Origin of the sequence: Mucilaginibacter terrenus (genome assembly GCF_003432065.1) — a bacterium.
Lineage (GTDB): Bacteria > Bacteroidota > Bacteroidia > Sphingobacteriales > Sphingobacteriaceae > Mucilaginibacter > Mucilaginibacter terrenus.
This window is the reverse complement of sequence record NZ_QWDE01000005.1, coordinates 74559-90275: the sequence shown is the minus strand read 5'-3', so window position 1 is coordinate 90275 and position 15717 is coordinate 74559. Positions and strand designations below refer to the sequence as shown.

At 44.2% G+C, this 15717-nt stretch carries 11 protein-coding genes; 2 read left to right on the top strand and 9 right to left on the bottom strand.

Annotated features, from left to right (window positions below):
- Positions 1 to 8: 8 nt before the first annotated feature.
- The 5 genes from radA to DYU05_RS19085 all read right to left on the bottom strand — a co-directional run bounded on the left by radA (position 9) and on the right by DYU05_RS19085 (position 5668).
- Positions 9 to 1460, bottom strand: a complete 1452-nt coding sequence (gene radA, locus DYU05_RS19105; protein ID WP_117384761.1) for a DNA repair protein RadA — start codon at positions 1458 to 1460, stop codon at positions 9 to 11.
- Between the two features lie 365 nt (positions 1461 to 1825).
- The gene (locus DYU05_RS19100; RefSeq protein ID WP_117384760.1) at positions 1826 to 2626 is read right to left on the bottom strand and encodes a hypothetical protein; all 801 of its coding nucleotides are present in this window, start codon (positions 2624 to 2626) and stop codon (positions 1826 to 1828) included.
- A gap of 116 nt (positions 2627 to 2742) precedes the next feature.
- Positions 2743 to 4293, bottom strand: a complete 1551-nt coding sequence (locus DYU05_RS19095) for an Rne/Rng family ribonuclease (RefSeq protein ID WP_117384759.1) — start codon at positions 4291 to 4293, stop codon at positions 2743 to 2745.
- A 221-nt stretch (positions 4294 to 4514) separates the two neighbouring features.
- Entirely contained in the window at positions 4515 to 5360 is an 846-nt protein-coding gene (locus DYU05_RS19090) for a tetratricopeptide repeat protein (protein WP_117384758.1), read from the bottom strand.
- A gap of 5 nt (positions 5361 to 5365) precedes the next feature.
- Complete coding sequence (locus DYU05_RS19085; RefSeq protein ID WP_117384757.1) at positions 5366 to 5668, bottom strand: HU family DNA-binding protein; 303 nt, start codon at positions 5666 to 5668, stop codon at positions 5366 to 5368.
- Between the two features lie 173 nt (positions 5669 to 5841).
- On the opposite strand from DYU05_RS19085, the gene mutY reads away from it, so the two are divergent.
- On the top strand, positions 5842 to 6888 hold the full coding sequence (gene mutY / locus DYU05_RS19080) for an A/G-specific adenine glycosylase (protein ID WP_117384756.1): 1047 nt from the start codon (positions 5842 to 5844) through the stop codon (positions 6886 to 6888).
- Between the two features lie 23 nt (positions 6889 to 6911).
- Entirely contained in the window at positions 6912 to 7328 is a 417-nt protein-coding gene (locus DYU05_RS19075; RefSeq protein WP_117384755.1) for a single-stranded DNA-binding protein, read from the top strand.
- Positions 7329 to 7683: 355 nt separating this feature from the next.
- Here DYU05_RS19075 and DYU05_RS19070 read toward each other — a convergent pair whose 3' ends face one another.
- The 4 genes from DYU05_RS19070 to DYU05_RS19055 all read right to left on the bottom strand — a co-directional run bounded on the left by DYU05_RS19070 (position 7684) and on the right by DYU05_RS19055 (position 15637).
- The gene (locus DYU05_RS19070) at positions 7684 to 9903 is read right to left on the bottom strand and encodes a S9 family peptidase (RefSeq protein WP_317127859.1); all 2220 of its coding nucleotides are present in this window, start codon (positions 9901 to 9903) and stop codon (positions 7684 to 7686) included.
- Between the two features lie 42 nt (positions 9904 to 9945).
- Positions 9946 to 11601 (bottom strand): alkaline phosphatase PafA, encoded by a 1656-nt coding sequence (pafA, locus tag DYU05_RS19065; protein ID WP_117384753.1) that lies wholly within the window; start codon positions 11599 to 11601, stop codon positions 9946 to 9948.
- Positions 11602 to 11754: 153 nt separating this feature from the next.
- Positions 11755 to 12963 (bottom strand): SGNH/GDSL hydrolase family protein, encoded by a 1209-nt coding sequence (locus tag DYU05_RS19060; protein ID WP_117384752.1) that lies wholly within the window; start codon positions 12961 to 12963, stop codon positions 11755 to 11757.
- Between the two features lie 229 nt (positions 12964 to 13192).
- Positions 13193 to 15637: a TonB-dependent receptor gene (locus DYU05_RS19055; protein ID WP_117384751.1), complete on the bottom strand. Its 2445-nt coding sequence runs from the start codon at positions 15635 to 15637 to the stop codon at positions 13193 to 13195.
- Between the last annotated feature and the right edge of the window lie 80 nt (positions 15638 to 15717).

Here is a 15717-nt window from a genome sequence, read left to right as displayed (position 1 = left end):
GGGCTTTCTTACCCAAACAGCAACCCAAACACTTCCTCTATTCTGCCTACTGGCTTTACATCTATAGTATAGCGCGTCAGGTCCAACCGCTTTTTATCTTTAGCAGCTGAAGGCATATTGTACTTAGAAATAAAGATCTGCTCAAATCCAAGCTTTTGCGCTTCCGCTATACGTTGTTCTATGCGGTTAACCGCGCGGATCTCACCCGAAAGCCCTATCTCGCCCGCAAAGCAGGTTTTTGCAGGGATGGGGATGTCCTGGTAAGAGGAAACAATGGCAGCTGCAAGGCCAAGGTCAATAGCAGGGTCTTCCACCCGTATACCACCTGTAATGTTCAGGAACACGTCCTGCGTGCCCAGTTTAAAGCCACAGCGCTTCTCTAACACCGCCAGTAGCATGCTCATCCGTTTAGTATCAAAACCGGTTGCTGTACGTTGTGGTGTGCCGTATGCAGATGTACTCACCAGCGCTTGCGTTTCAATCAGCATCGGGCGCATACCCTCTAGTGTTACTGATATCGTAATGCCGCTTAACGGTTCATCCCGTTGTGATAACAATATCTCTGATGGGTTAGATACTTCGCGTAAGCCCTCGCCAAGCATTTCGTATATACCTAGTTCTGATGCGGAGCCGAAACGATTTTTAATGGTGCGCAATATGCGGTAAACATGGTGCCTGTCGCCCTCAAACTGCAAAACAGTATCAACCATGTGTTCCAGTATTTTTGGGCCGGCTATCATACCGTCCTTAGTTATGTGGCCGATAAGGAACACCGGTGTAGCGGTCTCTTTAGCAAATCGAAGCAATTCGGCCGTACATTCCCGTACCTGCGACACACTCCCGGGAGTAGACTCTACATGCGCGGAATGCAAAGTCTGGATAGAATCAATTACTACCAGGTCCGGCTGCAGTTCTTCTATTTGTTTAAATATGTTTTGCGTGGAAGTTTCGGTAAGGATGAAAGCCCCCCAGCCCCCTGAAGGGGGTGTAGATGTCCCATTAACTCTAAAAACTCCCTCTTCAGGGGGAGGGGGGGCCAACCTCTCCGCCCGCATCTTTATCTGGTGATCGCTTTCCTCTCCGGAAACATACAACACCTTTATATTGGGCATTGTTAGCGCTATCTGCAGCATCAGGGTAGATTTACCTATGCCCGGTTCCCCACCCATCAGCACCAGCGATCCGGCGACAATGCCGCCGCCTAGCACCCGGTTAAATTCTTTATCTGGAGTAAGCAGGCGGTGCTCCTCTTTAAACACAATGTCTGCTACAGGCACTGGCTTGTTGGCCCGTTGAGATGATGTAGGCGTAGCCTTCCACGTAGGAACCGCCGCTGCCGATTTCTCAAGTATCTCTTCTACAAATGTGTTCCATTGCTGGCAGCTTGGGCATTTCCCCAGCCATTTAGGAGATTCATAGCCGCAGCTTTGGCAGAAATATGCTATTTTGGTTTTAGCCATTGTTTATATGCGCAGATTAAGATGTGCAAATATGCAGCTATTTTGCCAATAAAATTAGCAATCTTAATTGATATATAGTTTACCTGACAACAAAAGCGGAGATGCTACATTAACATCTCCGCTTTCCTTCATCCGCATGTGTTGCAATACTATAGAAAAGTTTTATCTCTTCATCGTTATTTAAGAAAAAGTGGAATCCGGTACTCTGACAGGCGGGTTGGGCTTTTGTTAGTGTTATCACCACAAATCAACCGGCAGGTTTTTCCTCGTGCTGACAATGAAAACATACTAGCAATAATGCTTACACTGGCAGATGAATACGCATGTTAAATTATTATGTGACAACAACAACAATGGCGAAAACATTATTTTGAGTTAATCGCAGCCATTAGGGCATTTATTAACGATTGATAGAAGTCGTCTCTTAATCTGGAAAGATTTATTTCACTCTCCGGGCTTTCGTATTTAATGTTCCAAAGACTTTCCTCCGGTGACATAAATGGGATAACTACAGCGTACACAACGCGCCTTATGTTGAGCGGGTGGCGAATACTAATCAGGTCTTGAGCAGAAAATATATCCTCGGGCTGCGTAGAACTTAAAGCTCGCAAAGCTACACTACACACTTGGGACCAGCCCAAAAAATCATTGTCCATCGTAAACTGAACGCACTCACTAAGTACTGCTTTAAGTTTTATAGCAGCCTCGCTAAAATTTGGTGTTGCATTAACTGTATCTTCAAAACGGAAAGGCAAATAATATCGGACATTCCACTTATATTCACTCGTGGGTACTTGTTTTGGGTACCATAAGCAATGCCAAAAATTTGAGTAGCTTTTGTATATGGCTTCTATATAGATAGTGCCAATTATATAAGACGAAATTTTTTCACTATCGTTTTTTTTCTCACGCTGTGTATTATAATTTATTGCTAACTTAAGACAGCCATCCTTTTCCAGATACTTAAACCATCTAATTGGGTTGTTTCCCACCAGATCCCCGTGTAGGCCGCTGCGTGTTACATAGTTGCGTAAAAGAATAAAGCCGACAGTTTCACAACCATTAAAAACGGTACTTTCTAAATAATTGCGTGGCACTTCTCCTGAGGCAATATAGTCGTTATAACTTGTCACTAACGACACCATTTGAGCGATAACGAGGTTCATGGGCCTTAAATATAACACAAGTTGTGAATCCGTTGGCGTTAAATAAAAAAGAGCGGCCGTTTTTATAAACGGCCGCTCTCTCCTTTATCTGCAGATAGAAAAATCCGCACTATCGGCTAAAGTTTTATCTCTTCGTCTTTACTGGAGAAAAAGTGGAACTCGGTAATCTGATAGGCAGGGTTGCTTTTTATTTTAATCCACTGGTTGTACTTAAAGTACCATTTCAGCTGGCGGTTAAAAAAGCCCTTTTTAATGTAAGCTTCTATGTACGGGTGTACACAAAGCGTAATGTTTTTCTCATTCTGCTCCTCCAGTATGTAATTGAAGTTATTCTCAATATCATCCAGCAGCAGTATGGTTGGCCGTATAGTTCCGGTTCCGTTACAGGTAGGGCAAACTTCCGTAGTTACAATGTTCATCTCCGGGCGTACGCGCTGCCGGGTAATTTGCACTAAACCAAATTTACTAGGAGGCAGTATGGTGTGCTTAGCACGGTCATGCGCCATCTCGGCCCTAAGGTGGTCAAACAAATCCTTACGGTTGGTTGGCTTGTGCATGTCAATAAAATCGACCACTACAATGCCGCCCATATCCCTAAGGCGCAACTGGCGGGCAATTTCGCGCGCAGCTTCCTTATTTACCTGGAAAGCGTTCTCCTCCTGGTTCTCCTTGTTGGCAGTGCGGTTGCCGCTGTTCACGTCTATAACGTGCAGCGCTTCAGTATGCTCAATCACCAGGTAAGCACCCCCGGCCAGATTAACCGTTTTGCCAAAGGCTCCTTTTATTTGCTTTTCGATACCATGAAACTCAAACAACGGATCCTTGTGCTTGTGCAGGCGCACAATACTTTCCATCTCGGGCGATATCTCGTGTATATACGAGCGCACCTCATCATACATCCCCTGTTCGTTGGTGTATATATGCTGAAAGTCCGGGTTTAAAATATCCCTCAGGATGGTTGATGTGCGGCCAATTTCGCCAAGCACTTTCTTAGCAGGCTCGGTGCCGGGTAGCTTGGTAACAAAGGTTTCCCATTTGGCTATCAGGTCCAGCAGGTCCTTTTGCAGTTCCTGTACACCTTTACCCTCAGATACCGTACGTATAATTACCCCGAAGTGCTGCGGCTTAATGCTTTCAACCACTTTACGGAGGCGTGTACGCTCGGTATTGCTTTTTATCTTCTTAGAGATAGAGATAACTTCCGAAAAAGGCACCAGTACAACATAACGGCCTGCTATTGAAAGATCTGAACTAAGGCGCGGGCCTTTGGTAGAGATAGGTTCTTTGGCAATTTGTACAGGTATAAGCCCGCCTTTCGCTAAAACATCAGAGATCTTGCCTCCTTTATTTATATCGGCTTCGAGCTTAAAGTTATCTAAAAGCTTTGATTGGTATCCCCCGCTACGTACCTGTTTGGTAAGCTTAAGCAGGCTTTGTACCTGCGGCCCCAAATCAAGGTAATGCAAAAAGGCATCCTTCTCATAACCTACATCCACAAAAGCAGCGTTCAGGCTCGGCATAATTTTTTTAATGCGGCCTAAATAAATATCTCCAACAGTATAATTATTGGTGATCTGCTCTTTATGGAGTTCTACAAGTTGTTTGTCCTGTAATAATGCAATAGTAGCCCCGTTGGGGGATGAATCGATAATTAATTCTTTTATCAATTGCTACTCCATTTCTTAAAATGGCGCGTTGGAGCGCCATATGTTATAAGTGGACAAAAACATACATAAAAGCCCCCTAAACGGGGGCATAAACTACTTAAAGCAGCTTATTTTTTCTTATGCCTGTTTTTTCTTAAACGCTTTTTACGTTTGTGGGTAGCCATTTTATGTCTTTTACGTTTTTTACCGCTCGGCATGATAATAATTTTTAAGTGTTAATGTTATTTTTTTAATTCCTTTATATACTCGTCAATGCGCTGCCCGGCAACCGGGTCGTCCATTAATTTTTTGCACCTTTCGTAAGCTTCAATAGCGTCCTGCTTTTGGCCAAGCTGCTTATAGCTTTCTGCCAGGTAAAACAATGGCTCCACTTCTTCTTTGGTTTGCAGCATGGTTTTAAACCTGCCTACTGCTTTGTCATACTGCCCGCTCTTCATGGCAAACATGCCAAGGTTAAGCAATGCCGCATGATTTTTTGGGTCTTGCTTTACTACATCAAGCAGTAAAGTAATACCTTGCATAGGCATACCGCCACCATTTACAAGAGCCACCCCTAAGCCGGTTTTAGCTTCAAGATCATCAGGCTTTTGTTTGGTAGCAATTTGGAAAGCTTCGGCGGCATTAGCGGCAAGGCCTGCTTGCTGCGCCTGGTCTTCAGTTGCTTTTGTTGCTTCGTTAAAACGGTTACCTGTGTTAATCCAGTCGGCAAATTCGTTGTTCTTACGGGCAAGCGACTGGTAGTAAAACGCAGCCGGTGCAGGTTGCTGTGCCTGGTCCCACAAGGTGGCCAACTGGCGCTGAAGGGCAGGCTTGTCGGCCTCGCCCGCTGCTTTCAGCTTTTCTTCCAGCGTATTTATTTGCTGAAGTTGTTCCTGCGATAGTCCTGGTTTTGCAAGTGCTGCAGCTGCTTCCTCGGTAACATTGGCAGCTTGCTGCTGTGCCGGTGCAACGCCGGCAGTGCTGTTGCTTGTTTCTTTTGGCTTTACAAGGCCCTTAACAGGCAATACATACAAATAGCCCATAGTAGCAACTACTATCGCACTTACGACTATTTGTTTTTTGTTCATACTTATTATTTGCTTGCTTTAGCAGATTTGTTGCCTGTGCGTACTTTCTCTACAAAAGTTTTAGCTGGCTTAAAGCTGGGTACAAAATGCTCAGGGATAATAATGGCAGTGTTCTTTGAAATGTTACGCGCGGTCTTTTTAGCTCTTTTCTTTACCACAAAGCTACCGAAACCTCTTACGTAAACATTCTCGCCACCTACCATTGAGCTTTTCACTACCTTGAAAAACGCTTCAACAGTTTCCTGCACGTCCACCTTCTCGATACCTGTTTTAGAAGAGATTTCAGCTATAATTTCTGCCTTGGTCATATCCTGTTTTCTTTTATTTAATTGTATAAATACTTAACTGTTTTGGGGTTGCAAAAGTATCGCTTTAAAATTAAAGATTAAAATAAATGGCGCATTTTTTTTGGAAGCGCCATCAAACACGTTTTCTGAGTTAAAATTATGATACTAAAATGGATAATGTATTTTTGTATTGAATGGATCTATCCTCCAAACTCATCACCTGGTATACCGAAAATAAACGTGATCTTCCGTGGCGAAATACAACAGATGCTTACACCATTTGGCTGTCTGAAATTATACTGCAGCAAACGCGCGTAGAGCAGGGCTTGCCTTACTTTAACCGCTTTTTAGAACGCTACTCTACCGTTACTGATTTTGCGGCTGCACCCGAAGACGATATATTAAAACTTTGGCAAGGCCTGGGGTATTACTCCCGCGGACGCAATATGCTTAAAACGGCGCAGCTGGTGCAGGAGCATTATAATGGTGTGTTCCCCGTGAAGTACGAGCAGCTGTTAAGGCTGAAAGGAATAGGCGAGTATACAGCAGCAGCTGTCTCGTCCTTTGCAGCTAATGAAGCCAAGGCCGTGGTTGACGGAAATGTTTACCGGGTGCTGGCACGCTATTATGGTATAGATGAACCCATAAATTTACCTAAGGGGAAAAAGCTGTTCCAGCAATTAGCTGATGAGGTACTTGACCAGGAGCGACCCGGATTGCACAACCAGGCAATGATGGAGTTTGGGGCAATGCTGTGTAAACCCCGTAATCCGGCATGTGGTATTTGCCCGGTAAGGCTTAGCTGTGTTGCATTTAAATTAAACTCGACAACCGCACTTCCTGTAAAAGTGAACAAGATCAAGAAGCGGGTAAGATTTTTTAACTATTTGTTAAATATAGCAGATGATAAGCTTGTACTTAATAAGCGCGACGAAAGTGGTATTTGGGCAAATATGTATGATTTACCCCTGTTTGAAAGTGACAGGCAGTTAACGCCATACGAAGTTTTAGATATAGCTGAAGTACAGGAATATTTTGGAGAAAAATTAAAAATTAAGTATAATTCGCCTGTTGTGAAACATGTTTTGACACACCAGGGGCTGTTTATACAGTTTATAGTAATTGAAGAGAAACCTATAAAAATGAAGCCGGAATGGTTTTTTACCAATGTTGCCGATTTGGAAAAATTAGCCTTGCCAAAACCGATTTTTATATTTATAAAATATTTTTTTAATTTCTAAATAATTCTCCGTTAATTTATGCCATGTCTGGAATTAATAAAGTAATACTTGTTGGTCATTTAGGAAAGGACCCTGAGGTAAGGCATTTGGAGGGCGGCGTTGCCGTTGCTAGTTTTCCTTTGGCTACTTCTGAAACATTTAATAAAGAAGGCAGAAAAGTAGAGCAGACAGAGTGGCACAACATCGTAATGTGGCGCGGTCTTGCTGATGTTGCTGCAAAATTTTTACAAAAAGGAAAACTTGTTTATATAGAAGGAAAATTACGCACCCGTTCCTTTGAAGATAAAGAGGGAATAAAAAAATACACAACAGAAGTAGTGGCTGAGAACTTTACCATGCTTGGCCGTAAAACTGACTTTGAAAGCGGCGAAAGCCGCGTTGCCAGAGCTGTAGAAAACGAAAATTTTAAGGGTGGCGACAGTGACGACCTCCCGTACTAACCAATAATTAACCTAATTAAAAGCCCTGCTATCTGCTGGGCTTTTTTATGCCGTAAAGTTTGTAACAGGGGTGTAACACTTGTTACAGTGTAAAAAAGAGAGGGGTATATGTAAATTACTGTATTTCAGTAGATTATTCTATAAGCTGCTTTGGGTAAACTGTATCACCATTTTAAAACTGTAACATGGGATTTTGTTAAATAGCTCACCAATAAGTTCTTAGATGTTTTTAAAGCCAACAAATTGTAACAGGTGTAACACGCGCGCGTGTTACACCTGTTCAAAACTAAGCCCAAACACCGAAAGGTATTTGGGCTTAATTCTTACGGCAGAGCGCGTAAGCTCATCCTGATGGTTACCGTGCACCCGGGGCGCAATGTTCCCGCAGGTAATTGGTGTACAATGTGCGCAAGTGCTGGGTAGTGCCCGGGCCTTCAGATATGCCGTGGGTACGGTTAGGATAGCTCATCAATTCAAACTGGCGGTTATACTTCACCAGCTCATTTATCAGCTGCTCGGCATTGTTGTAATGTACGTTATCATCGCCGGTACCATGTATATAAAGCAGGTTGCCTTTCAAGTTTTTGGCATAAGTTATCGGCGAACCTTTGCGGTACGCTTCGCGGCCGGCTTCGTCAACAGGTACGCCGGTATAGCGTTCCTGGTAAATGTTGTCATAATTGAGCTGGTTACCTACTGCAGCAACAGCTATGCCCGTTTTAAATATCTCCGGATATTGGAACATCAGGTTAAGTGTTGATGATCCGCCACCGCTCCATCCCCAAACGGCTACGCGGGAAGTGTCCATATAAGCACGGTCTTTAAGCATTTGTTTCATACCCAAAGCAAGGTCGCGGATGTTAAGCGTGCCTATGCCCTTGTATATAGATTTACGCCACTCGCGGCCTTTAGGTACCGGGGTTCCCCTGTTGTCTATAGAAACATATATATAGCCGTCTTTCGCCATGTTACCGGTGTACAAAAAGTTGTAAGTAGCACCAAACGCGTCTTTAACATTTTGTCCCCATGGCTCTCCGTAAACGTAAAGTACAACAGGGTATTTCTTTTTAGGGTCGAAGTTATCAGGCTTTTGCATCCAGCCGTCCATTTCAACGCCTTCTTCGTCTTTAACTTTAAAGAATTCAATATTAGAACGTGTTTTAGCAGATGCCGAGCCAGCAACAGCTTTGGCTACTTCTTCGGCACCACTAAAGGTTTTGTGCTCGGGCAGGGACACTACTTCGTTAGCTTCCTGGGTGTAATAGTTGGAGAAGGAATGTGTTGCCGCTTTACCATTCGGCGATACGTCGTAGCTGTGTGTGCCGGGCTGGCTCATTGGAGTAAGGCGCTCTGCAACTCCGCTACCATCCAGCTTTGTGCGGTAAAGATATTTTTGAGTAGCATTTTGTGGTGATGCAGAAAAATACACGTAGCCCGATTTCTCATCTACCGCGTTGATCTGCATTACATCATAGTTGCCCTTAGTGATAAGCTTCTCTTTTTTACCATCGTGGCTGATGCGGTACAAGTGGCGCCATCCGTCCTTTTCACTGGCCCACATAAATTCCTTACCATTATTAAACCAATCCCAACCGCCGTAGTAATAATGCTCCTCCCATTCAGGCAAAATGTCCAGCCAGGCTGCGTCTTTTTCCTCGTAAATGGTTTTTGCAGCGCCTGTGCTTACGTTGCACAGCATTATCTCGGTTTGGTTCTGCGCGCGGTTAAGGTGTTGGATGATTAGTTCCGAACTGTTTGCTGCCCACTCCATGCGGGGCACGTATGATTGCAGCACAGGATCGGTTGGTATATCCATCCATTTAGTACTGCCGCCTGCAGCGCTTACTACACCAATTTTGAACGGAGAAGGGGCTTCACCAGCTACCGGGTATTCAACAGGTTTAACAAACGGGTAAATCGAATCAGTAGTGTTCAGCATCAGATAGTTTCTGGTCTTGCTGGCGTCTATTTGCCAGTAAGCTATCTGTTTGCTGTCCGGGCTCCAGCGGAAACCATCTCGGCAAAAGAATTCTTCTTCGTACGCCCAGTCAAACGTACCATTTATCAGCTTTTCGGTTCCGTCAGTAGTTAGTTGTTTTATGCTGTTATCTGCAAGTGTTTCTACGTAGATGTTGTGGCCACTAACATAGCCTACCTTGGCGCCATCAGGTGAAAATTTGCCAAACATTAATGATGATGCAGGCAACTGCCCACCAAGTTTGGTGAGCTTTTTAGCAGTCATGTCATAAACCCAATAATCTCCGCGGGTTGCAAAGCGCCAAACACGTTTTGCTTTCGTATAGATGAGCGCTTTCTGTCCGTCTTCAGAAAGGTAGAAATTACGCACCGCAACAGGCTCCTGGCCGGCTGGTGTTAGCATGGCACGATTCAGTACAACCGTTTTCTTGGACGCATCACGCGCGTCCAGCATCACTACTTCGCCGTTTTGCACTTTGTAGTACTGATAGCCATCTTTGGCCCAATGAGTAGACGGAATTTGCGCAAAAGCAGTTTGCATGCTTAGTGCCATTAACAATAAAAGGAATACCCTGCCCCAATTAAGATTTTTCATCATCACTAATTTCTAATTATGGGCTGAAGATACTGAAATGAGGTATTATTTCAATACCTCACCTATCGGAGTTCCTATATTACCGCTGGGTGCCTGTATGTGCAACAGCGCTGCAAGGGTAGCTGCTATATCCGTCATGTGCGTTTCACGAACAAGGCTTCCATGTTTAATACCCCAACCCATAAACACTAATGGAATATGTGCATCGTAAGGGTTCCAGGTGCCGTGCGTGGTACCGGTGCCACCATGGCCGCCATACCAACCGGGTTTAAGTACTATTTGTACAGCCCCGCTGCGCTCGGCATTGTAGCCGTTTATAATACGTGTACGTAAATCCTGGGGAATATTTGCTGTTTGCGCCCGCTGCATATCTACTACGTAAGCAACGCCAGCCTGTTTTTGCAATAACTGGATACAATCTGCCTTAACAGCTTCTTCGCTTATCTTTTCCTTGTTTAGCGATGTATAATTAAGGTTTACCTGATAATTAGATAGTGATCTTACAAGCCCCTTCGTTTTATACTTGTTTTCCAGGGCAGTATTAAGTTGTGTTAATGCAGCGCTTTCGTCCCAATAACCTGCAGGAATGTTGTGGTCTATAAGAAAGTTGGGGTTATGAGCTGCACCGTGGTCGGCGCTCAGGAATACGCTGTAATTACCTTTGCCAAGCTTGCTGTCGAGAAAAGTAAAAAATGCCGAAAGATCTTTATCCAGGCGAAGGTAAGTGTCTTCAACCTCTATAGAGTTAGGCCCAAATTGGTGGCCAATATAATCGGTAGACGACAGGCTCACCGCCAGGAAGTCTGTTACCGTGTTCTGTCCCATTTTCTCGTTATCTACCGCGGCGCGGGCGAGGTCCAGAGTCATGGAGTTGCCGTACGGTGTATTGCGGATCATGCCCATTCGGCCTTTATATAACTCCGAAGTTTTTACCGGGAAGGTAGGCGTTTCGGCTCCTGCAAATTTGCCTTCGTATTTAGGGCTATTGTCTGCAGCGCTTTGTAAATAGGTGTTTACAGGGTAAAGTGTGTTCCAGTCCTGCTTTAGGTACTTTTCTGCAGGCTTGCCCGCATTAAAGGTATTTACCCATGCCGGAAGCGCATTCATGTAGAACGTGCTTGTTATCCAGTTGCCGCTTGCATCGTCAAACCAGTAGGCAGCGTTTGCTGCATGCCCTGCTGGCAGTATGCCGCCACGGTCTTTCAACGCTATACCGATAACTTTGGAGCGGAAGTTGGTGGCAAGCTTCAACTCGTCTGTAATGGTGCTGGCCTGCAAATTTTTGGGAGACATTTTGCCAGCTATGGAGGTGCTGCCAACAGTACTAACCGTAGTGTCTTCAGTGCAGTACATTGATCTTCCGGTAGCCTGTACAATAAAGTCGTTACCGGCAATGCCATGAATAGCAGGAACTGAGCCGGTATAAATAGAGCTATGGCCAATAGCTGTTACTGTTGGTATATAAGGTATAAGGGTATTCTCGCATGTAAATCCCTCATTAAGCATGCGCTTAAAACCACCCGCCTGGTAGCGGTCATAATATCGGTACAAGTAATCCCATCGCATCTGGTCTACAACTATCCCAACCACGAGCTTGGGCCTTGGTAAAGTAGTTTGTATTGCTGGAGATGTTTTTTTGTTTTGTGCGAAACTACCGGCTGAATACAATAGCGCGGCTAAGAGAAGATACTTAACTTTCATTGGGTAAATGTTAACAAAACGCAAATATGGGTAATGCGTTTTACATCCAATGTGATATTTATGTTATATAACCGTTTAGTAGAAAACAGCACCTCGGTTAAAAGATAAAGGCTGCCGTATGTGGGCAGCCTTTATTATGAAATTGAGTTTATGTTATTTATTAAATGCGTCGTACAAGGTTTTGGCTATCAACTCTCCACCCTTTTCTCCAGGATGCTTGCCATCAGCATTCATGTAACCCTGGTCGATAGATGCCTGGCTGAAATGAGGGAAAACGGCGGCGAGATTTACAAATGCGGTATTGTTTTCTAAAGCAAGCTGGTATAGTACGGCACCGTAGTCGGCAATCTTGTAAGCCTTTGGCTCAAGTTTTTCGTACTTTGTTTCCGGCGGGCACATTAACAATATATCACAATTAGGATGAGCCTCTCTCACCCTGTTTATTATGTATTGTACATTCACCCGCAAGTTTTCCGGTTCAATACCTAGTTCCATTTCGTTCGTGCCAAAACTTATGATCACGCCTTTCGGATTCAACACTTTTACCGCGTCTCTCCACTGATCATTTTGACCAAAGAACACAGCAATACCACCAGACATACCCGCCTTGTGAACTGTTAAATTGCCGCTTTTTCTACCCACTACGCCGCAAAAACGCTGCCCTGCTTTAAGTGACTCGATATCAAGGTTAATAACGGATCCGGCTGCTGATGTATTTACAATAACATTTGCTATGGTACTATTTGCCGCTTCGGCACTTACGGTTGTCCAGTCCCCGCCATTTACCCTGTACCGGAAACTTCCTGCACCAGGGTGTTGCTCATAGATGATGGTCATTGTATTGAGAGGGATAGTAGAAACAACATTTATAGGAGCATTGTCGATATTGCTTTTTACATCTCCGCATGGGCCAATTGCATCTGCCTGGTTAAGTGCCCACTGCAGTGCGCTATAAGTAAACGTTAGTTGAGATGGATCGATAGAACTGTCTATAGAGTTAGAGTCGCTTTCATCAAAACGGCCGAAACTGCAATAACCCGGCCCACCGTCTGAAAGGCCACTATTTATCAATTTGCCTTTCAAATTTAGGGTGTAGTAATCACCTTGAATGTAAGAGTCGCCAATTGCAACAAGGTCATAACCGATAGATGGTGTTTTCTTAAAATTTTTAAACGCTACTATCTTATCAAGATTTGCAGTTGCCGGTACACCACCACTGCCTTCATTTTTTATAATTGGCTCACCAGCTTTTTTACAACCAGTTGCAAGTAGTAAAACGGCAATAAGGGTTAAAGCCCCTGCACGGCTGCTCCATTTTTTTAATCCTTTTGTATTTAAATCAGCGCTAAATATCATTTTCATAAGTGTAAATAGTACCAGTAGATAATGAACCTATCTTGCAACAAGGGTGCGGTTAACAAAATATTTCGTCAATAAAAATAAAAAAAATTAAACGAAACCCCGGTTTAAATAATTATTTGGCAAAACTTGACAGTCGTTATCATACCACAACTTGTAATCCATTCATCTTTAAACAACAAAAGGCAGCTTATCTGTTAAATAAGCTGCCTTTGTAGGTTGTTGTATCTGATCAGAAACTTAAGGTTACAGAAGCCAGGAAGTTTCGTGTTGCCTGTGGAAAGTAGTAGTTGTAATTAACTACTTGTCCACCTTCAATATCGGGATATGTTGCGCCATTTGCCTCGTACTTTTTGCTGAATACGTTGCTAACCAGCAGGCCTAAACCAATATTTTTCACTGAGTGTACGCTGAAATTGTAACGAAGCCTTACATCATTCACAAAATAGCTGTTTAGCTTTCGGTCGGTTATAAAGCGGTTATCACCGGTCACCGGGAAACCAGCAGGGTTGGTGTTCATAGTATTATCTAAATACTGGCTGCCCACGTATTTGCTTACAAAAGCGATCTCGCTGCCTTTGAATGGAGCATAACTTAATTCGCTATAACCGGTAAACGACGGCGAGAAAGCAATATCAGTTTTCTTAAATGTTTGCCCTACCAGCGTGTTATCATCGTAGTTTGAAAAGAACTGGCCGTAATTTTTAATTTTATTGGTGCTGATGGTTGCATTAGCCGCCCAGCTAAAGTTGTCGGTAATCTTAACGCGGCCATCAAGCTCGATACCGGCGCGGTAGCTATCCTTAACATTTTGCCGTATTGGCTCGCCTACATCGTTTAAAGCACCTGTTAATATTAGCTGGTTACTGTACAACATGTAAAACAGGTTAATGCCACCTTTGAAAATCTCACTTGTAGTACGGTAGCCCGCTTCAAAGTCTTTAAGGCTTTCTGCTTTGGGCCTTGTTACCGGCGTGGAGTTAACATAGTCGTCACGGTTAGGTTCGTGGTGGCCTACGGCAAATGAAGCATAAATGTTGTTGTCGGCATTAAACTGGTAAGTTAAACCAACTTTAGGGTTGAAAAAGTTAAGTGTTGCTTCTTGCTGTGCGTTGTTTAAGTTACGGTCGAGGCCGAAGAAAGAATAAGCTACCCTCCGGTACTGCAGGTCACCATATAAAGTCACGTCTCCCGCCTTATATTCACCACGGGTAAAAATATTGAAGTCGTTCTTTTTGGCATCATCACGATAGTACTCGTAATTTGGTGTAATACCTGCGCTTTGCGCGGTATATATAATATTGCCAAAATGCGCGCCTGTGTAACGGTTGTAAGCGCCACCCAGTGTTAAGTTAAGTGCGTCTGTTGGCACATACTTAAGGGCATATGTCACGCCATAAAAATCATTATCCAACCAACGGCGACGGGCAAGGTCGGTGTTGCTTATAGTATCTGTGCCGATAACAACCGGTGTTAAGCCATAGTTAGCTACGGCTGCATCAGTCTTAAATTCCTCATAATAACCTTTGCCCTTGGTATAGTGCAACGCGCCGCTGAAGGATAGTTTGTCACTTAATTTTTGATCGTACAACAGTTGGTAATGATTCTGTGTATAATCATCTACCTGGTCTTTGTAGTATTGCCCGTCAGGCATCAACCCCAATTCGTTATACGTGCGGTTGTTGGGAATAGTATTATCACCAATAATGTAATCCGGCACGCCGTTCCAGGCCTGGTAAGTACGTTCGTAGCCCGAGAAAACATTAGCCCTCAAAGTGCTAGATTTGCCATAGTAGGCACCGCTTACGAAGAATGACTTCAAATTTGAAGAGGCCCTGTCTATATATCCGTCGCTGCGAATGCGTGATAAACGGCCATCTACACTAAAATGACCGCCCAATAATCCGGTACCCAGGTTCACAGTGTTTTTAACAGTACCGAACGAACCTGCCGATGTGCTGATATCTGCATAACCGGTGTCCCTGCGTGTTGTGGTCTGGATGTTTATACTGCCACCAAATGCACCTGCGCCGTTGGTAGATGTACCTACGCCACGCTGCACCTGGATGTTGTTGATAGAGGATGCAATATCCGGAAGGTCAACAAAGTATGAGCCCTGGCTTTCTGAATCGTTGTAGGGGATACCGTTTATGGTAACGTTTACCCTGGTAGCATCGCTGCCACGGATGCGGATACCTGTGTAACCAACTCCTGCACCTGCATCTGATGTTGTAACTACCGACGGTGTTTGGTTGAGCAGGTACGGAAGGTCCTGCCCAAAGTTGCGCTTTTGCAACTCCTGCCTGCTTACGTTTGTGAAAGCGGTGGGCGAATTTTTGCCCGCCCTTGTCGCGGTAACCGTAACCTCTTCAATACTCGTTGCGTTAGCGCTAAGTATAAAGTTGATGGTTTGGCTACCTTTTAAAACAACAGATTTGCTGTTGATAGTGTAGCCTACGTAGCTGGCTTCAATGGTGTAAGTGCCGTTAGCAAGATTGTTGAACTGATACTTGCCTGCCGCGTCCGTTACGGTGGACGAAGCAGTTTGTTTTAAGGTGATGGTTGCGCCCGGCAGTGCTTCGCCGGTTTGATTAGTAACCTTTCCGCTGATGGAAAGTTGGGCTGATGCCAGGACAGGCAGCAGCAGGGCGATAAGCGCCGCAAAAAAGTTTTTCAAAATGTTTGAACAATAAATGAGTTAAACCATCTGCTCGCCGGGATAAAACGGCAGTACACTTAACTTGTTACCTCTCCCTA